This is a genomic window from Pseudomonas sp. TKO26, from assembly GCF_003225665.1.
In the GTDB taxonomy this organism is placed as follows: Bacteria; Pseudomonadota; Gammaproteobacteria; order Pseudomonadales; family Pseudomonadaceae; genus Aquipseudomonas; species Aquipseudomonas saponiphila.
In genome coordinates this window covers 26758-45498 of record NZ_QKLN01000004.1, presented here as the reverse complement: position 1 = coordinate 45498, position 18741 = coordinate 26758, and the positions used below count along the sequence as shown (strand labels likewise).

Here is an 18741-nt window from a genome sequence, read left to right as displayed (position 1 = left end):
GCGCCCCCCAGGACGACAGCGGGCAAGCGTGACAGCCGGTGGCTGCGGCCTTGTTATTGTTGTGCCTGGCCCGTGGCGACGGATCAGATCGGGTAGTGCCGCGGGCCGTGCTGCAAGGTGACCCAGCGCAATTGGGTGAAGTGCTCGATCGAGGCCTTGCCGCCAAAACTGCCGTAGCCGCTGGACTTGACGCCGCCAAACGGCATCTGCGCCTCGTCGTGCACGGTGGGCCCGTTGATATGGCAAATACCCGACTCGACCCGTTGCGCCAGGGCCAGGGCGCGCCCGGTGTCGCGGCTGAAAATCGCCGCCGACAGGCCGAACTCGGAATCGTTGGCCAAGCGCAACAGCTCTTCATCGCCGCGGCCACGCAGCAGCACCGCCACCGGACCGAAGGACTCCTCGCGGTACAGGCGCATCGACTCGGTGACGCCGTCGAGCAGGGTCGGCTGCAGGATGCTGCCGTCCAGTTGCCCGCCGACCACCAGTCGCGCGCCCTGCTCCAGGGCATCGTCGATCAGCGCCCGGATCCGCGTGCCGGCGCTGGCATCCACCAGCGAGCCGAGCACCGAATCCGCAGCCGCCGGATCGCCGGCCCGCAGGCTCGCCACCTTGGCCGCCAGCTTGGCGACAAAGGCATCGGCGACCTTGGCATCGACGATCAGGCGCTCGGTGGACATGCAGATCTGCCCCTGGTTGAAGTAGGCGCCAAACGCCGCGGCCTCGACCGCCGCATCCAGGTCGGCGTCGTCCAGTACCAGCAGCGGCGCCTTGCCGCCCAGCTCCAGCAGGGCCGGCTTGAGGTGGCGCGCCGCCAACTGGCCGACAATCCGCCCGACATGGGTCGAACCGGTGAAGTTGACCCGGCGCACCGCCGGGTTGGCGATCAGCCGCTCGACAATCGCCGCGGCATCGGCCGGGGCATTGCTGATGACGTTGACCACGCCATCGCCCAGGCCGGCGTCCTGCAGCACCTGGCCGATCAGCCGGTGCACCGCCGGGCTCAGCTCGGAGGCCTTGAGTACCACGGTGTTGCCGCAGGCCAAAGGCATGGCGATGGCCCGGGTGGCGAGAATCACCGGGGCGTTCCACGGGGCGATGCCCAGCACCACGCCGCAGGGTTGGCGCAAGGCCATGGCGAAACTGCCGGGCACATCCGAGGGAATCACTTCGCCGTTGATCTGGGTGGTCATCGACGCCGCTTCGCGCAGCATGTTGGCCGCCAGGCGCACGTTGAAGCCGTACCAGTTGGCCATGGCCCCGGTCTCGCCGGCGGCGGCGATGAATTCGTCGCTGCGTGCCTGCAATTGCTCGGCGGCCTTGAGCAGGCGGCTGCGACGTTCGTTGGGGGCCAGGGCCGCCCAGGCGGGGAATGCGGCCTGGGCCGCGGCCACGGCGGCGTCGGCATCGTCCAGGGTCGCGGCGGCCACGCGCGATACCACCGCGCCAGTCACCGGGTTGCAGCGATCAAAGGTTCGACCGTCGCCGGCGGGGCGCGACTGGCCACCGATCAGCAGGGGCACGTCCAGCATGGTGATTCCTCTTGTTGTCTTTGTCGGGAATGCAGCACAGCGGTGTAACGGTAATGCCAGGGCTTGGCGAACAGCGGGATGGGCCCGCCGTTCGCCCACCGGGCTCAGCGTTTATACGCCTGCAGGCCGGGCTTGATGCTCTTGTCGTCGAGGAACTGCTTCATGCCCTGCTCGCGGCCGCCTTCGGTGTCCAGCAGGCGCGACTGATCGAGCTTGGCGTACAAGTAGTCTTCGTTCTGCTCCCAGGTCAGTTCGCGGCAGCGCTTGAAGCCATGCTTGGCGGCGCGCAGCACCACCGGGTTTTTCTCCAGCAGGTTGCGCGCCAGCTCGATAGTGACTTCACGCAATTGAGCCAGGGGCACGCTTTCATTGACCAGGCCCATCTCGACGGCTTTCTGCCCGCCAAAGGTCTTGCCGGTCATGATGTAGTACAGCGACTGGCGATGGCCCACGGTGTCGGCCATGGCCTTGCTCACCAGGTTGCCCGGCGGGATGCCCCAGTTGATTTCCGAAAGGCCGAAGGTCGCTTCGTCGGCGCAGATAGCCAGATCGCACGCCACCAGCGGGCTGAAGCCGCCGCCGAAGCACCAGCCGTTGACCATGGCAATGGTCGGCTTGGCGTACATGCGCAGCAGCTTCCATTGCCACTGGGAGGCCTCGCGGCGGATCTTTTCCTGAAGGATCTCCGGGCCGGCGTCCACCTCGCGAAAGTACTCCTTGAGGTCCATGCCGGCGGTCCAGGCTTCACCGGCGCCGGTCAGCACCAGCACGCCGGCGGCCGGGTCCTGCTCCAGGGTTTCCAGCACGTCGATCATTTCCCGGTTCAGGGTCGGGCTCATGGCGTTGCGTTTTTCCGGGCGATTGAGGGTGACCCAGGCAATGCCCTCTTCGATTTCGACCTTGACCGTGGTCCAGCGACCTTCGTAGTTGCTCATGGCGATGCTCTCTTGTTCTGGCTTGAAGATGGATCGAAATTAAACCGCAAAATTAGTTATGTCAATTAACTATTAATTTTATTAACCATTTCCTCAGCCCTGGAAAATTCCTTCAACAACGCCTGCCAACACAGGCAAACGTAGCCATCAGCGGCCGATCTCGGCAAACTGGATAGCCTTGTTAACCGACCCAGGATGTTTTCGTCATGGCCAAGCCCGCTCCCCTCGCCGACCCGCGCGAGGCCCCACCCGCCAACGCCGAGGTCCAGGCGCCGCTGGATTCGGCACTCGACGAACTGATTGGCTACGCCATGCGTCGCGCCCAGCTCAAGCTGTTCCAGAACCTGATCGGCCGGCTCTCGACCCACGACCTGCGCCCCGCGCAGTTCTCGGCCCTGGCGATCATCGACAGCAACCCGGGGCTGATGCAGGCCGACCTGGCTCGCGCCCTGGCCATCGAGCCGCCGCAAGTGGTGCCCCTGCTCAATAAACTGGAAAGCCGCGCGCTGGCGGTGCGGGTGCGCTGCAAGCCGGACAAGCGCTCTTACGGGATCTTCCTGAGCAAGACCGGCGAAACCCTGCTCAAGGAGCTCAAGCAGATCGCCGCGCAAAGCGACGTCGACGCCACCTCGGCCTTGAGCGCCGAGGAGCGCGAAGAGCTGCTGCGCCTGCTGAAGAAGGTGTATCAGGACTGAAGCCAAGGTGCCGGCACCGGGCCGGCACGCTGAGGCAGCCAGGCTTACCAGATCGGCAAGGTGTAGAGCACCAGGAAGCGGGTCTGGTTTTCATCGCGAAACGCCGCGCCCGCCGGGAAGTCATTGCGGTAGATCGACTTGCGCGCCACCAGCCCGAGGTTCTTCAGCGGGCCACTCTGCAGCACGTAGCCCAACTCCATCTGAAACTCGCGCTCCTTGCGGTCCTGGGCATTGAAGGCCGCCAGCTCGATGTTGTCGCCGCGCACGTAACGCAGCCGCCCCTTGAGCCCGGGCAGGCCGGAGGCGGCAAAGTCATAGTCGTAGATGGCTTGCCAGGTGCGCTCCTTGGCATTGAGAAAGTCCGAACTCATGGTCAGCTCGCTCATGCCCATCAACTCGGTGCCGGAGATGTAGGGCGTGGCCGTGGCGCCGCTGGAATGCATGTAGCCAAGGCTCAGCCGGTGCCCGCCGAACTTGTAGCCCAGCAGCGCCGAGAGGTTGCGGTTGTCGACCCGGCCGGCCTTGGCACTGCCGTCTTCACGACTGAAAAAACTGCGCAGGTCGCTGCTCAGCACGCCATCGCCCAGGGGCAGGTTATGCAGCAGGGCCAAGGTGTCTTGCTGGTAAAGATCAGCCACTTCGGCGTGATAGGCGCGCAGGCTCAAGTCCTTGTTGACCTGGTAATCGCCCCCCAGGTAGGCCAGGTGCGAGGTGCTGGCCGTGGCATTGAAACGCCGGTTGGGCGAGGCAATGGTCATGGCCTGGTAGTCGGTGGAGTCGCGCTTGTTGATGCGATCGATATAGCCGGTGTTGAGGGTCAGGCCGTCGATGTCCTTGGAACTCAGGGTGGTGCCGCGAAAGGTCTGCGGCAACAGGCGCGACGGGCTGGCAAAGGCGAACGGCAGGAAGATCGAGACATCGCCGGTCTTCACCGTGGTCTGGGCAAAGCGCAGTTTGGCGGTGGGCGCCAGCCGCGAGTATTCATCGGCGGCGCGCTTGTCGCGGGCAGAAACCGGCAGCAGTTCGGTGCCGCTGCGGTCCGGCGAGGAATCGAGCTTGACCCCCAGCAGCCCGCGCACATCCAGGCCAAAGCCGACAGTGCCCTCGGTGAACCCCGACTCCACGTTCATGATGAAACCCTGGGCCCATTCCCGCGCGGCGGTCTTCGCCCCATCGTCCTTGTAGTCGCGATCCAGGTAGTAATTGCGCAGGGTCAGGGTGCCGTGACTGTCGTCGATAAAACCCGCCGCCCAGAGTGGAGCAGGCAACAGGCTCAGGCCCAGCGAGGCCAGGAGCAGCCTCCGATGCAGACTGGGCACACAGGAAGCTGACGCCGACGCAACGGCGTTGGTGGGGAGGTTTGGCATGTCCGATGTCCATTTTTTGTTGTTGTTTTAGGTGTCGAACGCGGGCCTGGCAGCCAACGTCGCGAGCAGAGAATGGAAACAGCCCAAGCCTTACGTCAACCGCAAATGACCGATAATCGAACATTAATAATATTATCTATTTTTACGTAGAATCCTGATTGATGGTTTAACTATCTGTTTTAAATGAACTTATTTGCATTTATCGGCAAAAATCAAGGCTCTATTCATTTTTTAGTTAGCTTTGTTATCTTAATCACCAGCCAGCAGCGCCGGCGCATTCAGCGCCAGCGTGCGGCTGGCCACCACAACAAAAACAACAATGAGGTTTGCCCATGGACAGTCCATCGCGTCGTTCGACGCTGACCATTGCTTTGTGCTTTATCGTCGCGTTGATCGAGGGCTTCGACCTGCAGGCGGCCGGCACCGCCGCCGCCGGGTTGCGCCAGAGTTTTGCCCTGGACCCGAAGATGATGGGCTGGGTGTTCAGCGCCGGGATCATCGGCCTGCTGCCCGGGGCGTTCTTCGGCGGCTGGGTCGCCGACCGTATCGGACGCAAGAAGATCCTGGTCGGCGCGGTGCTGCTGTTCGGCCTGTTCTCGCTGTGCACGGCCTACGTCGAAAGTTATTCGAGCCTGCTGCTGGTGCGCTTCATGACCGGCCTGGGCCTGGGCGCGGCGCTGCCCAACCTGATCGCCCTGTGCGCTGAAGCGGTGAGCGAACAGCGCCGGGGCACGGCGATCAGCGTCATGTATTGCGGCGTGCCCCTGGGTGGCGCGCTGGCGGCGGTGGTGGCGATGTTCTCCAGCGAACACTGGCAGACCACCTTCATCATCGGCGGCCTGGCGCCGCTGCTGGTGGTGCCGCTGATGGCCTGGCTGCTGCCGGAATCCAGCGCCTTTCGTCAACACACCGCAAGCGTCGGCAGCCGCGCCTCCACCGCCCAGGCGCTGTTCGGCGAGGGGCGCGCGCGCACCACCCTGGCCTTGTGGCTGAGCTACTTCTTCACCCTGACCGTGATGTACATGCTGCTCAACTGGCTGCCGTCGCTGCTGCTCGAACAGGGCTTCAGCAAACCCCAGGCGGGCCTGGTGCAGATGCTGTTCAACATTGGCGGCGCTCTTGGCTCGCTGCTCGGCGGCCTGCTGCTGGACCGCTGCAACGGCCTCAAGGTGGTGCTGTTCGTCTACGCCGGGTTGCTGGCGGCGCTGGCCGGGGTCGGGCTGTCGGTGGGCATTGCACCCATGGCCATGGCCGGGTTTGCCGCCGGGCTGTTCGTAATGGCCGCGCAACTGGTGCTCTATGCGCTGGCTCCGCCCTCCTACCCGACCGCGGTGCGCGCCACCGGCGTCGGTGCTGCCGTGGCCATCGGCCGCCTGGGCTCGGTGGCCGGGCCCCTGGCCGCCGGGCAGATCCTCGCTGCCGGCGCCGGCACCGCCGGGGTCCTGCTGGCCACCTCCCCGGGGCTGGTCATCGCGGCCCTGTCGATTCTCACCGTCATCGCCCGCGCCAACGCCACGGCCGAGCTCAAGCCGGCGCATTGAACCTGGTACCCGGCGGTTATCGGGCAGATTGCCGGTAGCCGCAGCGAGCAGATTCCACAGCGGCCCGGCCTTGTTCGAGGACCGCCCTAGAACCCCACGGTGGCCGACACCAGCCAGGTGCGCGGGGTCGACAAGGTCAGGCCCGCCGCACTGTCGGACGAGGTGGCGGCCGAGGCCCAATAGGCGGTGTTGAGCACGTTCTCGACACTGGCGCGCAGGGTGATCGGCTTGTCGGCCACGGCAAAGGCATAGCGCGCGCCCAGGTCGTAGCGCTCCCAACCGGGGATCTTCTGCTGGTTGGCCGGGTCCAGGTACTGCGAGCTGGTGTGGATCGCCCGAGCGGTCAGGGTCAGGCCGCGCAGGCTGTCGATGTCCCACTCGGCGCCCAGGTTGGCGTTGACCACCGGCGCGCCGGTGCCGCGATTGCCGTCGTACAGGCCCTTGCCGGTTTCGGTCTGCACGCTGTCGAGCAGCATCAGCCCGCCCAACAGACGCACGCCGTTGTGAGGCTCGCCGAACACGTTCAACTCCAAGCCCTGATTGCGCAACTGGCCATCGGGCTTGTAGTTGTTGTTCTCGTCGTAGACATAAGACGGCTGCTGGATGCGAAACAGGCTGGCGCTCAGGCCCACACTGCCCAGGTCGTACTTGGCGCCGACTTCCAGCTGTTTGCTGCGATACGGCGCGAACACCTGGTTGGCATTGGTGGCGGTGCTGGGTGCGGTTCCGCCCTGGCTCAGGCCTTCCATGTAGTTGCTGTACAGCGACAGCTGATCGGTGACCTTGACCACCAGGCCCAGGGCCGGGGACAAGGCCTTCTCGTCATTCACCGGCTCTTCGCGCACGCCATCGCTCCAGGTGCTGACCTGGACCCGCTGCAAGCGGGCGCCCAGGGTCAGCTGCACCTGGTCTTCGGCAAAGCTCAGGGTGTCGGCCAGGGCCAGGCTGGTGAAACGGTTTTCCGTGTGGGTGCTGGTGTCGATGCGGTTGGGGCGCCCCGGCAACGGCAGCGCCACGGGACGGTAGAGGTTGCTGACACCGCGCGCGTAGCGCTCGCCGGCGTTGTCGAAATCCATGTTGAAGCGGTTCAAGCTGAGGTTCACGGTGTGCCCGACCGGCCCGGTGTGGAAGCCGCTGCGCAGGCCGATAACTGCGGTCTTGACGTCTTCATCACGGCGAAAGGTGCGCGGGGTCACGGTGAAGTCACCCTGGCTGTTGGTCACCTGCACGGCATGGCGCAAAAAGTCGTAATTGCCTTTGCGTGCCCCCAGGGCGGTGTACAGCATCAGCGAGTCGCTGAGGTCGTATTCGCCGCGCAGCGCGCCGAAGCTGTCCTTGGAATGGGCGTAGGTCCAGGACTGGGCGATGTTGTGCCGGATGTCCTCGGCCTTGGGGATTTTCGCCGTGGCCGCCACCTCGACCCGTTCGATCGGCGCGTCGGCCTGGCGCTCCTGGTGCCCCAGGTCCAGGGACAGGCGCAGCCTCTCCTCGCGCAGGTCGAGGCCGATCACTCCGGTCTCGCGCTTGAGCTGCTGCTGATCCCACTCGGTATCGCCCGACTGGCGCACGCCATTGAAACGCAGGCCGAACCGATTGCCCTCGCCAAAGCGCCGGCCAATGTCCACCGCGCCCCCGGTCTGCCCGGCGGACGCGTAGTTGGCGGTGAACTCGGTCAGGGGAGTGTCCTCGGCGCGCTTGGGCTCGACGTTGATGCCGCCGCCCACGCTGCCCCGGGGTGGAATGCCGCCCAGCAGCATGCCCGGCCCCTTGAGCACGTCCAGGCGCCCGACCATTTCCATGTCGATGGCGTAGGTCGGCAGGATTCCGTACAGGCCGCCATAGGACACATCACTGTTGAACAGGCTGAAGCCACGCACCGAGAACTGCTCGAAACGCCCGCTGGCCGGGTTGGTGGTCCGCACCGAGGGGTCGCTGGCCACGGCATCGCCGAGGGTCCGCGCCTGCTGGTTTTTCAGGGCCTGGGCGGTGTAGGACGTGAGGTTGAACGGGGTGTCCATGAAGTCGCGGTCGCCCAGCAGGCCCTGACCGCCCTTGCGATCCACCTGGCCACCGGCATAAGGCTCGCCGCTGCTGGCCAGGCTGCTGCCGAAAATCGAGGTGCTGGGCAGTTCCAGGCGACCGGCCTCGGGGACCGGCGCCAGGGTATAGGCCTGCTCGCCCACCGCCTGCAACTGCAAACCCGTCCCTTGCAGCAGCCGGGCAAAGCCCTCCTGCACCGCGAATTCACCGGAAAGCCCGGCGCTGGTGCGCCCACTGACCAGGCCCGGGTCCACCGACAGGCTGACCCCGGACAACCCGGCAAAGCGGGTCAGTACCGCGCCCAGGCTGCCGGCCGGCACCTGGTAGCTGCGGCGACCGACCTCCTCGGCCCAGCTCGCGGGGACCAGCAACGGGCTGGCGCTCAGACTCAGCAACAGACTCAAACGCAACAACGGGGACACAGATCGGGGGCTGACGAGGGGCATTGCAAGGGCTCTCTTTTTTGTTCACTTACCTGCAATGACAGGCACCTCGAAAAAAGGGGACAGCCCTCACGCCGATTTTTTACGCGGGCGCAGCGTGACCCAGAAACGCGTTCGCGCCTGGACCTCCAGCGGCAGGCTGGCGGCCAGCAGGGCCAGGACCCGGTCAGTGTCCTCGAGACGAAAACTGCCGGTGACCCGCAACCCTTCCAACGCCGGCTCCCAGCGCAGTACGCCGTTGCGATAGCGGCTCAACTCTCGCAAGAAGTCCCCCAGCGGCTGGTCCTCGGCGGTCAACACCCCTTCGCGCCAGCCCGCAATCGAGCTGTCGAAGGCCTGCGCCGGCCCGGCCCCGGAGGCCTGCAGGCTGACCTGCTGCCCGGCGTGCAAGGTCAGGGCCGGCCCCTGCAAGGGCAGCACCTGCACCGCGCCGCTGAGCACCGACACCTGGCAAGCAACGCGCTCCTGGCGCACGCAGATTTCGCTCTGGCTGACCCGCACCTGGCCGAAATGGGTGTACAGGGTCAGCGCCTCGCTGCCGGGAACCTTGAGCGCGATCTCGCCCTGCACCAGGGTCAAGCGGCGTGCGGCCAAGTCTACATCCACCGCGCTGGCGGTATTGAGTTGCAAGGAGCTGCCGTCGGCCAGGGGCAGCTGTTTGCGCTCGCCGGTGGCGGTGTGCAAGTCGGCGCGCCACACCTCCAGGGGCAGTTGCCGGCTCAGCCACCAGGCGCTCGGCACCAGCAGCGCCACGCCCAGGCCACGCTTGAGTAACGCCCGGCGTGCCAATGGCGGACGATCGAGGCTGGCCAGGGCCAGGGCCGGGGGCAACTCGGCGAAACGTTGACGCAGCATCTGGGCTTTCTGCCAGGCCTGTTCGTGACTGGCACAGCGCTCGCGCCACTGTTGCAGGCGCACATGATCCCCCTCGCTGGCGCCGCCCGATTCCAGCAACGCCAGCCACTGGGCGGCGGCGCGGGCGACCTGACGCGGATCGCTGCCGGTGACCGGGCTCACAGCTCCACCAGCAGGCAATGTTCGTAGGCTTGGGCCATGTAGCGCTTGACCGTGCGCTCGCTCACCCGCAGGCGCTCGGCAATCTCGCGGTAACCCAGGCCCTCCAGCTGGCTCCAGAGAAACGCCCGGCGCACCGGGTGCGGCAGGCCGTCGAGCAGCTCGTCCAGCGCTTGCAGGGTTTCCAGCACTATCCAGCGCTGTTCGGGTGAAGGCACACAAGCCTCGGGCAGGGTCGCCAGGGCGTTGAGGTAGGCCTGTTCCAGGCTGCGGCGCTGATGGAAGTTGATCAGCAGGCGTTTGCCCACGGTCAGCAGGTAGGCCCTCGGCTCCTGCAACTGGGCCAGGGGCTGGGCGCTGCCGAGCACGCGCAAGAACGTATCCTGGCTCAGGTCGGCGGCATCCCAGGCGTTGCCCAGGCGCCGCCGCAGCCAGCTTTCGAGCCAGCTGCGGTGGTCGCGGTACAGGTTGTCGAGGGTGTGCTCCGTTGGCAGTACGGCATCATTCATGGCAAGGGCACCCGGTGCGGAACGTTAAATCAAATGAGACTCATTCTATTTAATATCACGCACCGGCACACCCTCTTTTGTTGCCTTTGCCGTAGCGTGCCCGGCCCCGCTCATGCCCCAGCGGCGCACTTGTCCTGCTCAGGGGAACGCCGCGCGGCCTGCTGACAGCACGAACGCCACAGCCGGCTACCACAGCGCAATATGCGAATCCGCCCGCGGTTCGGTGCCGCCACAGAGCACCCCGCTGACCGGGTCGCGCAGGATGATCTGGCCACGTCCGTAATTGAGTGAGTCGTGGGCGATCTGCACCTGATGCCCGCGCCGGGACAGGGCGTTGGCCAGATCGCCGGAAGCGCCCTGCTCGATGCCCACGCGCATGTCCCCCAGCCATTGCCAGCGCGGCGCATCCAGCGCGGCTTGCGGGTTGAGACCGAAGTCCACCAGGTTCATGACCATCTGCACATGGCCCTGGGGCTGCATGTAGCCGCCCATCACGCCGAACGGCCCGAGGGGCACAGCGCCCTGGCTGAGAAAGCCCGGAATGATGGTGTGGAAGGTCTTCTTGCCCGGCGCCAGGCAGTTGGCGTGGGCCGGGTCGAGGCTGAACTCCTGACCACGGTTCTGCAGGGCGATGCCGCTGTCCGGCAGTACTACCCCGGAGCCGAAGCCGTGATAGTTGCTCTGGATGAACGACACCATGTTGCCCTCGGCATCCGCCGTGGCCAGGTACACGGTGCCGCTGGCATGGGGGTCGCCGGGCTTGGGCGGCTGCGCCTGTTCGCCGATCTGGCCACGGCGGCGGCAGCTGTAGCCGTCGCTGAGCAGGTCCGCCACCGCCACGCGCATGTGCGCCGGGTCGGTGATGTAGTGCAGGCCGTCGCTGTAGGCCAGCTTCATCGCCTCCAGTTGGCGGTGCCAGGTCAGTTGGCTGTCGCGGTGATCGAAGTTGAAGCCTTCGAGGATCTTCAGCGCCATCAGCGCCACCAGTCCCTGGCCACTGGGGGGAATTTCCCAGACCTGATAGCCGCGGTAATCGACCTTGATCGGCTGCACCCACTGCGCCCGATAATCCGCAAGGTCGCTGGCCCGCAGGTAGCCGCCGGTGGCCCGGGAATGGGCGTCCAGGCGCTGGGCCAGTTCACCGCGATAGAAGCTTTCGCAACCACTGGCCGCCAGCTCCTGCAGGGTGCGCGCCTGAGCCGGGTTGCGAAAGATTTCCCCGGCGCGGGGTGCGCGGCCGTCGATCAGGAAGGTGTCGAACCAGGGCTGCAATACCGGGTCGCGGTGGGGAGAGAACTCCTCCAGGGCGATCTGCCATTGCCGGGCGACCACCGGCGACAGGGGAAAACCGTCCCGGGCCAGTTCGATGGCCGGTTGCAGCAACTGGGCAAAGGGCAGCTTGCCGAAGCGCCGGGACAGCTCGGCCCAGGCCGACGGGCAGCCCGGCACGGTGACCGGGGTCCAGCCATAGAGCGGCATCTGCGGGTGCCCGGCGGCCCGCACCGCCTCGATGCTCAAGGCCGCCGGGGCCTGGCCGTTGGCGCTCAGGCCATGCAGCTGGCCCCCGGTCCAGACCAGGGCAAAGGCATCGCCCCCCAGGCCGCAGCCGGTGGGCTCGACCACGGTCAACAGCGCGGCGCTGGCGATGGCGGCGTCGATGGCATTGCCACCGTGGCGCATGATCTCGATCCCGGCCTCGGCGGCCAGGGGCTGGGACGCGGCGACCATGCCGCGACGGGCAAACACGCTCTGGCGTTGTGAGGCATAGGGGTATTGGTGAGCAGAAAAATTCAGCATGGCAAAGGCTCGTGCAAAGGTTGAGTCGGCAAAAGAATCACAGCACGCGGCTGAGAAAGGCCTGGGTCCGTGGATGGCTGGGGCGGCTGAAGATCTGCTCCGGCGGTCCCTGCTCGATCAGCTCGCCCTGATCGAGCACCACCACCCGATCGGCCACCTCGCGGGCAAAGCCCATCTCGTGGGTGACCACCACCATGGTCATGCCCTCCTCGGCCAACTGCTTCATGACCTGCAGCACCTCGCCCACGGTTTCCGGATCCAGGGCGCTGGTGGGCTCGTCGAACAGCATGGCCTGGGGTTTCATCGCCAGGGCCCGGGCGATGGCCACCCGCTGCTGCTGGCCGCCAGACAGCATCGACGGGTAGTGGCCGGCCTTGTCCGCCAGTCCCACCCGGGCGAGCAAGGCCCGGGCCTGTTCCACCGCCTCGGCCCGGGGCACGCCGAGGACCTGGATCGGCGCTTCGATGATGTTGTCCAGGGCGGTCATGTGAGGAAACAGGTTGAAACGCTGGAACACCATGCCGATGTCCCGGCGCTGGCGGGCGATGTTGCGCTCGGAGTCGCGCACCAGGCTGCCGTCGGCGCGCTGGCGATACCCCATGGCCCGGCCATTGACCCGGATTTGCCCGGACTGGATCTCCTCCAGCAGGTTGATGCAGCGGATCAAGGTGGTCTTGCCCGAGCCCGAGGCGCCGATCAGCACCACCACTTCGCCGCGTCGTACCGACAGGGAAATGCCCTTGAGGATCTGCAGGGCGCCGAACGACTTGTGCAGGTCCCGGGCCTCGATGATCAGTTCTTCACTCTGGTGCGCCATGTTCAACGTCCCCGCAGCAATTTGAAGGTGTGGCGCCCGAACATCCGGCTGCCGGCGGCTGGCGGCGCGGGTCGGTCACTCTGGCCGAAGCGCTTTTCCAGACAGCGCTGGAACAAGCCCCACAGGGTGGTCAGCAGCAGGAAATACAGGGCCACCACCAGGTACAGCTCGAACACCCGGAAGGTCGCCGAGGTCACCATCTGCGTGCTCAGCAGCAGTTCCTGCACACCGATCACGCTGACCAGGGTGGTGTTCTTGAGCATCACGTTGAACTCGTTGCCCAGGGGCGGAACGATCACCCGGAACGCCTGGGGCAGGACGATGCGCCGCATCAGTTTGGCGAAGGTCATGCCCAGGCAGCGCCCGGCCTCGTACTGGCCCTTGTCCACGGCGCCGATCCCGGCGCGGATGATCTCCGCCATGTAGGCGCCCTCATTGAGGCCCAGGGCGATGATCGCCGCCTGGATATTGCCAGGCACCACCAGGCCGAACAGTTGCACATCCTCGAAGCGGAAGATCCCGCCGGCCGCCAGGGCGGTGTAGAGAAAGACGATCTGCACCAGCAACGGCGTGCCGCGCATCAGCCACACGTAGAAACGCACCGGCAGCTGCAGCAAGGGGTTGCGCGACAGGCGCAGCAACGCCGCCGCCAGCCCCAGGGCACAGCCCATGGCCATGGCCAGGACACTGATCACGCAGGTCAGCCAGAGCCCGGTGAGGTACACCCCGCTGGGTTGCAGCAGGTACTGCCAGAACACATCCCAATTGAAATTCATCGCGGCGCTGCCTCAGTCCAGGGTGTCGCTGCTGACATGCCACTTGCTCAACAACCGGGCATAGCTGCCGTCGCCGCGCATGTCGCTGATGATCTGCTGCACCGCGGCGCTCAACGGCGCATCGTCCTTGCGAATGCCCAGGCCGGTGAGGATCCGGCTGAAGGCCGGCACCCCTTCCTGAAACAGGTCCGGGGCCATGGCGGCGTAGTAGCCGGCGGTTTCCACGGTGGTGCCATAGGCGTCCACCTGATGGATGCGCAAGGCCTGGAAGGCATCGGTGTCGCTGTTGTAGACCACCAGCTTCATCGGCGCCTTGCCGGCCTGGGCGAGGCTGGCGTTGTGGGCGTCGAGCAGGGTCCTGATGGTCGAGCCGTTGAGCACCGCGACCTTGTGCCCGGACAAGTCATCCAGACTCTTGATCCCCATGGGGTTGCCCTTGGGCACCACCACCGACTGGCTGGAATGCATGTAGTTGACGATGTCGATCACTTCGCGCCGTTCGGGCTTGTCGAACAGCTGGCCGACGATCATGTCGCACTGCTTGCCCAGCAGCGCCGGCAGCACCCCGGAAACCGGAACCCCCCGCCACTGCACCTCTTTGTTGCCCAGGCGGCGGGCGATTTCCAGGCCCAGGTCGACGGTCAATCCACGGGGCTTCTGGGTTTCGTCGAACGACACCAGGGGCGGTGAATCCATCCCCGAGCAATAGGTCAGCTTGTCGACCTGTTGCAGACGCTCCGGCACCTGGGGCGCGGCGGCGGCCCACTGTGCACAGAGTCCCAGGGATACGGCCACCAGCAAGGCGCGGTGTTTATGCATGACCAGACACTCCACTTCGTTGAACAACGGGGGCAGGATTCAAAGTCAACACAAAGGCGGGCTCGGGCCCGCTTCTATTGTTCGGTTTGCAGAAACCGGATCAGCGCCGGCACCGTGCCCTCGATGTGCTCGCGCACCACCGCTTCGGCACGCCCGGCATCGCCGGCGCGAATCGCGTCGAGAATCACCGCGTGCTCCTGGCGGGCACTGAGGGGGTTTTCGCCGTGTTGCAGCCACAGGCGCATGGGCGCTTCCACCAGTGAATAGAGAGCCGAAATCTGCTTCATCAGCCGGGGCCGGCCGCTGAGGCTGCACAGGTATTCATGGAAGGCCCGATGGCGGCCGACCCACTCGGCGCTCTCGTCACGGTAGTCGTCCATCTCGTCCAGCAGCCGTTCCAGGGCGGCCAGCTGGCGCTCGCCGATACGCCCCACGGCGACCCGTACCGCCAGGCCTTCGAGGGCGCTGCGCATCTCGAACACTTCATGCAGCTCTTCGATGTCCAGGCCGCTGACCACCGCCCCGCGGTTGGGCCGCAATGTCACCAGGCCCTGGGCATCAAGGCGGCGGAAAGCTTCGCGCACCGGCATGCGGCTCATGCCGATCTCGCTGGCGATGTCCTCGGCGATCAGGCGCTCGCCCTTGCGGTAGCGGCCGCCGCAGATCGCCTCCAGGAGAAAGTTGTAGGCCTCCTCCTCGGCGGTCAGCGGTTGGCGTTCAACGTAAGCGGGAGCGAACTGCATAAAGGCACCTTTTGTATTTTTGTATCCAATTATCCATAGATACAAAAAAGCAGAATGCGTGCCAGCTTGGCGCAAGCGAACTCAAGTGATTGATTTGCTGAAAGAGTGCGCGATCAGCAGGGAAATGCCGGGACCGGGGTAACCGCCAGGCTGCTACGAAAACGCGCAGGCCGTGAGTCAAAACGGGGCACAGCGGTTGCCCCGGGTAACAAGCGCTATCGGTGGCTGCGGCAACGTCCGCAGCCACCCGGGCGTTGCCGCGAACGGCGCCTCAGAACGTCAGGCAGATTTTCCCCAGGTGCGCGCCCGAGGCTTCGTGGGCGAAGGCCTTGGCGATATCCGCCAGGGGGAAGGTGCTGTCGATCACCGGCTTGATGCCGGTGGCTTCCAGGCCGCGGACCATGTCGATCTGCTGCTGGCGACTGCCGACGATCAAGCCCTGCAGGCGCTGTTGCTTGGCCATCAGCGCCGCCGTCGGCACCGGCCCGGCCCAACCGGTGAGCACGCCGATCAGGGCGATATGCCCGCCGATACGGCAAGCGGTGATGGACTGCGGCAAGGTGCCCGGGCCGCCGACTTCCACCACGTGATCGACGCCGCGACCGCCGGTGAGCTTGAGCACCTCGTTGCCCCATTCAGGCTGGGTGCGGTAGTTGATGGTGTGGTCGGCCCCCAGTTCGCGCACCCTGGCCAGCTTGGCGTCCGAGGACGAGGTGGCAATCACCGTCGCGCCCATGGCCTTGGCCAGTTGCAGGGCGAAGATCGACACCCCGCCGGTGCCCAGCACCAGCACGGTTTCCCCGGCCTTGAGCGCGCCATCCACCACCAGCGCGCGCCAGGCGGTCAGGCCGGCGGTGGTCAGAGTCGCGGCTTCGGCATGGCTGTAGCCCTTGGGCGCATGGGTGAACCAGTGGCTGGGCTGGATCACCACTTCACGGGCGTAACCGTCGACGCCATCGCCCGGGGTGGTGCTGAAATCGGCAATCGCCGGACCGCCGTCGTGCCAATGGGGGAAGAAACAGGACACCACCGCGTCGCCGACCTTGAACTCGCTGACGCCCTCGCCCACTGCTTCCACCACCCCGGCGCCGTCGGCCATGGGAATCCGCCCATCGGCGGTGGGCAACGCGCCGGTGACCACGGCGTAATCGTGGAAGTTCAGCGAACAGGCATGCAGGCGCACGCGGATCTGCCCGGCACCGGGTTGCCCGGGATCGGCCAGTTCCACGGTTTTCAAGTTGTCCAGGGATGCCGGCAGGCTGAGCTTGATGGCTTGCATGGGGGGTGTCTCCACAGATCGGTAATCTTCGGGGGGCTAACCCTACCACCAATGCCGGCGATCTGTAGCCGCTGCCGAAGGCTGCGAACGACTGCAAACGGCTGCGCAGGCTTTCAGTGGCGCCACAGGCTCGACTCGAAACCGCCAAGCAAGGCCCTGCGGACCTTTGCGCAGTTTCGCGGGCTCAGCAGCGGCTACAGCGCTCAGCGGATTGTGTCGCGTTCCGCCCGCCTGGCTCGCACAAAACACTGCTCGGTCACCGCCGCGCCCCACTGCTCGCCCACCTGCTCCTGCACCAGCACAAACCCCTGCTCCTCATACAATGCCCGCGCCGCGTCCAGGCCCTTGAAGGTCCACAAGCGGGTGGCGGCAAAGCCCCACTGGTCGCAGAACGCCAGGGCCTCCACCAGCAACCGCCGGCCCAGCCCTTGGCCGCGCGCGGCAGCGTCGAGGATGAAGCAACGCAGGATCGCCTCGTCGCCCTCGCCTTCCCCATCAATGGCGATGGACCCGACGACCCGCTCGCCCCGCAACGCCACCCAGACCTCGTTGCGCGGGTTGTGCAAACGTCCCATCAACTCGGCCATGTCCCGCGCCACCAGGCTCTCGAACGGCTGGCCGAAACCTGCCAGGTCCGCGTAGTAACGGGCATGCATTTCGGCAATGCGGCCAATCACCCCGGGCCGGTAGCCGCGAGCGATGGACCAGCCCTCGGGCGCCTCGGGCACCTCGCCCAGGCGCGCCGCACGTAATGCTCGGGCGTAGTCGGCGATGCCCGTCGAGGCACGACGCTGCTGGTCCGCGCTCAGGTGCCCCAGGGCCGCAGCCACCTGGGCCTGGGCGAAACGCTCGATGCCGGCCAGGGTCCGGCGTCCCTGGGCGCTGAGTTGCAGGCGCTTGGAGCGGGCATCCCGGGCGTCGGCCTGTCCGCTGATCTCGCCCGCCTCTACCAGCTTGCGCACCAGCCGGCTGACGCTGGATTTCTCCAGCCCCAGCAGCGTCACCAGATCACCGCCGGTCACGGCATGGCCCTGGCCAATCTCCAGCAGGGCGTGCACCGCCGAGGGCGGGTAGTCGGTGGCGGCCAGGGTGGCCTGCATGAAGCCCAGCTCGCGGACCATCTGCCGCGAGGCCTGGCGCAGTTGCTGGATGAGCTCGGAGGATTCGACAGGCATGGCGCAGCACCTCGGCACGGATCGTTTTAGTTGTAGCGTGCAACCATATAGCCGATCAACCGCCTGTTTCAATCACTTCCTGCGCCCTGGCCGGCGAAATATTGGCTAACCCATTGCGCCGGCCGCAGCGCCGAAAGGGCTACAGCCTTGCCGGGACATCTGTTAAAACGCCCTATCGTTTGTCCTGCGGTGAAGCCCTCCATGTCCCCAAGCCTGTTCCAGCGCCTGCGCCGTCGCTGGTTTCCCCTGCTGTGCCTGGCCGCGCTGATCGTCGGCCTGCCGGTGAGCTGCGCGGTGCTCCAACACCAGGAACGCCAGCTGGTGTTTCGCATCGAGCCCGGCACCGCCGGCTGGTATCGCGGCCTGCCCGGCACGGTGCAGGAACTGGAACTCAAGCCGCAAAGCTTCAAGGCCGGGCAGAACATCCACGCCTGGTGGTGGCCGGCCACGCGCGCCGACGCCCCGGCGATCCTCTACCTGCACGGAGTGCGCTGGAACCTCACCGGCCAGCTGTTTCGCATCGAGCAACTGCACGCCCTGGGCTACTCGGTGCTGGCCATCGACTACCGGGGGTTCGGCCAGAGCCACGGCGACCTGCCCTCGGAAAGCAGCGTGTATGAAGACGCGCGCATCGCCTGGGAGCGGCTCAAGCTGCTGCAGCCCGACGCTGGCAAGCGCCTGATCTACGGCCATTCCCTTGGCGGTGCGGTGGCCATCGACCTGGCCGCCGAACTGGGACGCACGGCCGCCCGCGACAACGCACCGATTGCCGCCCGCGGACTGATCGTCGAATCCACCTTCACCACCCTGGCCGATGCCGCCCAGGCGGTGACCAAGACCTCGCTGCCGGTGCGCTGGGTGCTGTCGCAGAAGTTCGACTCCGTCGACAAGATCCGCGACATCGGCATGCCGCTGCTGGTGGTGCATGGCCTGAAAGACGACTACGTACCACCGCGCCTGAGCAAGGAACTGTTCAAGGCCGCGCTGGAGCCGAAAAAACTGCTGCTGGTGCCCGGCGGCACCCACAACAACAGCATGAGCCTGGCGGGTAAGGACTACGGCCAGGCCATCCACGCCCTGCTGCGGGCCAAGCCCGGCCAGCACATCGCCGGCCCGACCACCACCTCCGCCGACAAGCCAGCCCCCACAGCAAAACACCCACCTCCCGCGTAGGAGCTGGCTTGCCAGCGAAGCAGCCCACAAAATCGCCTTCGCCGGCAAGCCGGCTCCTACAACAAAACACCCCACCTTCCACGTAG

16 protein-coding genes are annotated in these 18741 nt (G+C 66.1%); 3 read left to right on the top strand and 13 right to left on the bottom strand.

Annotation, left to right across the window (positions count from 1 at the left end):
* Window positions 1-83 precede the first annotated feature (83 nt).
* A complete protein-coding gene (locus DNK59_RS07255) occupies window positions 84-1532 on the bottom strand; it encodes an aldehyde dehydrogenase (RefSeq protein ID WP_110722747.1) in 1449 nt (482 codons plus the stop codon).
* A 104-nt stretch (window positions 1533-1636) separates the two neighbouring features.
* Complete coding sequence (locus DNK59_RS07250) at window positions 1637-2467, bottom strand: p-hydroxycinnamoyl CoA hydratase/lyase (RefSeq protein WP_110722746.1); 831 nt, start codon at window positions 2465-2467, stop codon at window positions 1637-1639.
* A gap of 206 nt (window positions 2468-2673) precedes the next feature.
* On the opposite strand from DNK59_RS07250, the gene DNK59_RS07245 reads away from it, so the two are divergent.
* On the top strand, window positions 2674-3162 hold the full coding sequence (locus DNK59_RS07245) for a MarR family winged helix-turn-helix transcriptional regulator (RefSeq protein ID WP_110722745.1): 489 nt from the start codon (window positions 2674-2676) through the stop codon (window positions 3160-3162).
* 44 nt (window positions 3163-3206) lie between these two features.
* Here DNK59_RS07245 and DNK59_RS07240 read toward each other — a convergent pair whose 3' ends face one another.
* Window positions 3207-4529, bottom strand: coding sequence for an OprD family porin (locus DNK59_RS07240; protein WP_092314033.1), 1323 nt, complete (start codon window positions 4527-4529; stop codon window positions 3207-3209).
* Window positions 4530-4861: 332 nt separating this feature from the next.
* Between DNK59_RS07240 and mhpT the strand changes: the two genes are divergently transcribed.
* Window positions 4862-6070 (top strand): 3-(3-hydroxy-phenyl)propionate transporter MhpT, encoded by a 1209-nt coding sequence (gene mhpT, locus DNK59_RS07235; protein ID WP_110722744.1) that lies wholly within the window; start codon window positions 4862-4864, stop codon window positions 6068-6070.
* An 86-nt stretch (window positions 6071-6156) separates the two neighbouring features.
* On the opposite strand, the gene DNK59_RS07230 is transcribed toward mhpT, so the two are convergent.
* From DNK59_RS07230 to DNK59_RS07185, 10 genes are all read right to left on the bottom strand, one after another.
* A complete protein-coding gene (locus tag DNK59_RS07230) occupies window positions 6157-8556 on the bottom strand; it encodes a TonB-dependent receptor (protein WP_110722743.1) in 2400 nt (799 codons plus the stop codon).
* A gap of 66 nt (window positions 8557-8622) precedes the next feature.
* Complete coding sequence (locus DNK59_RS07225) at window positions 8623-9570, bottom strand: FecR domain-containing protein (protein WP_110722742.1); 948 nt, start codon at window positions 9568-9570, stop codon at window positions 8623-8625.
* Window positions 9567-10076 (bottom strand): sigma-70 family RNA polymerase sigma factor, encoded by a 510-nt coding sequence (locus DNK59_RS07220; protein ID WP_110722741.1) that lies wholly within the window; start codon window positions 10074-10076, stop codon window positions 9567-9569. The genes DNK59_RS07225 and DNK59_RS07220 overlap by 4 nt, the downstream gene beginning before the upstream one ends.
* Window positions 10077-10262: 186 nt before the next feature.
* The gene (locus DNK59_RS07215) at window positions 10263-11873 is read right to left on the bottom strand and encodes a gamma-glutamyltransferase family protein (protein ID WP_110722740.1); all 1611 of its coding nucleotides are present in this window, start codon (window positions 11871-11873) and stop codon (window positions 10263-10265) included.
* 37 nt (window positions 11874-11910) lie between these two features.
* Complete coding sequence (locus DNK59_RS07210; protein WP_110722739.1) at window positions 11911-12690, bottom strand: amino acid ABC transporter ATP-binding protein; 780 nt, start codon at window positions 12688-12690, stop codon at window positions 11911-11913.
* Between the two features lie 2 nt (window positions 12691-12692).
* A complete protein-coding gene (locus DNK59_RS07205; protein ID WP_110722738.1) occupies window positions 12693-13466 on the bottom strand; it encodes an amino acid ABC transporter permease in 774 nt (257 codons plus the stop codon).
* A 12-nt stretch (window positions 13467-13478) separates the two neighbouring features.
* Window positions 13479-14285, bottom strand: coding sequence for an ABC transporter substrate-binding protein (locus tag DNK59_RS07200; RefSeq protein WP_110722737.1), 807 nt, complete (start codon window positions 14283-14285; stop codon window positions 13479-13481).
* A 74-nt stretch (window positions 14286-14359) separates the two neighbouring features.
* Window positions 14360-15028, bottom strand: coding sequence for a GntR family transcriptional regulator (locus DNK59_RS07195; RefSeq protein WP_110722736.1), 669 nt, complete (start codon window positions 15026-15028; stop codon window positions 14360-14362).
* Window positions 15029-15299: 271 nt separating this feature from the next.
* Window positions 15300-16307: an NAD(P)-dependent alcohol dehydrogenase gene (locus DNK59_RS07190; RefSeq protein WP_110722735.1), complete on the bottom strand. Its 1008-nt coding sequence runs from the start codon at window positions 16305-16307 to the stop codon at window positions 15300-15302.
* A 203-nt stretch (window positions 16308-16510) separates the two neighbouring features.
* Window positions 16511-17482, bottom strand: a complete 972-nt coding sequence (locus DNK59_RS07185; RefSeq protein WP_110722734.1) for a helix-turn-helix domain-containing GNAT family N-acetyltransferase — start codon at window positions 17480-17482, stop codon at window positions 16511-16513.
* Between the two features lie 201 nt (window positions 17483-17683).
* Here DNK59_RS07185 and DNK59_RS07180 point away from each other — a divergent pair, with 201 nt between their 5' ends.
* On the top strand, window positions 17684-18655 hold the full coding sequence (locus DNK59_RS07180) for an alpha/beta hydrolase (protein ID WP_110722733.1): 972 nt from the start codon (window positions 17684-17686) through the stop codon (window positions 18653-18655).
* Window positions 18656-18741 lie beyond the last annotated feature (86 nt).

Coding starts and splice junctions, on each gene's coding strand:
- DNK59_RS07255 (WP_110722747.1), bottom strand. CDS start 1,532: ATGCTGGACGTGCCCCTGCTGATCGGTGGCCAGTCGCGCCCCGCCGGC.
- DNK59_RS07250 (WP_110722746.1), bottom strand. CDS start 2,467: ATGAGCAACTACGAAGGTCGCTGGACCACGGTCAAGGTCGAAATCGAA.
- DNK59_RS07245 (WP_110722745.1), top strand. CDS start 2,674: ATGGCCAAGCCCGCTCCCCTCGCCGACCCGCGCGAGGCCCCACCCGCC.
- DNK59_RS07240 (WP_092314033.1), bottom strand. CDS start 4,529: ATGCCAAACCTCCCCACCAACGCCGTTGCGTCGGCGTCAGCTTCCTGT.
- mhpT (WP_110722744.1), top strand. CDS start 4,862: ATGGACAGTCCATCGCGTCGTTCGACGCTGACCATTGCTTTGTGCTTT.
- DNK59_RS07230 (WP_110722743.1), bottom strand. CDS start 8,556: ATGCCCCTCGTCAGCCCCCGATCTGTGTCCCCGTTGTTGCGTTTGAGT.
- DNK59_RS07220 (WP_110722741.1), bottom strand. CDS start 10,076: ATGAATGATGCCGTACTGCCAACGGAGCACACCCTCGACAACCTGTAC.
- DNK59_RS07215 (WP_110722740.1), bottom strand. CDS start 11,873: ATGCTGAATTTTTCTGCTCACCAATACCCCTATGCCTCACAACGCCAG.
- DNK59_RS07210 (WP_110722739.1), bottom strand. CDS start 12,690: ATGGCGCACCAGAGTGAAGAACTGATCATCGAGGCCCGGGACCTGCAC.
- DNK59_RS07205 (WP_110722738.1), bottom strand. CDS start 13,466: ATGAATTTCAATTGGGATGTGTTCTGGCAGTACCTGCTGCAACCCAGC.
- DNK59_RS07200 (WP_110722737.1), bottom strand. CDS start 14,285: ATGCATAAACACCGCGCCTTGCTGGTGGCCGTATCCCTGGGACTCTGT.
- DNK59_RS07195 (WP_110722736.1), bottom strand. CDS start 15,028: ATGCAGTTCGCTCCCGCTTACGTTGAACGCCAACCGCTGACCGCCGAG.
- DNK59_RS07190 (WP_110722735.1), bottom strand. CDS start 16,307: ATGCAAGCCATCAAGCTCAGCCTGCCGGCATCCCTGGACAACTTGAAA.
- DNK59_RS07185 (WP_110722734.1), bottom strand. CDS start 17,482: ATGCCTGTCGAATCCTCCGAGCTCATCCAGCAACTGCGCCAGGCCTCG.
- DNK59_RS07180 (WP_110722733.1), top strand. CDS start 17,684: ATGTCCCCAAGCCTGTTCCAGCGCCTGCGCCGTCGCTGGTTTCCCCTG.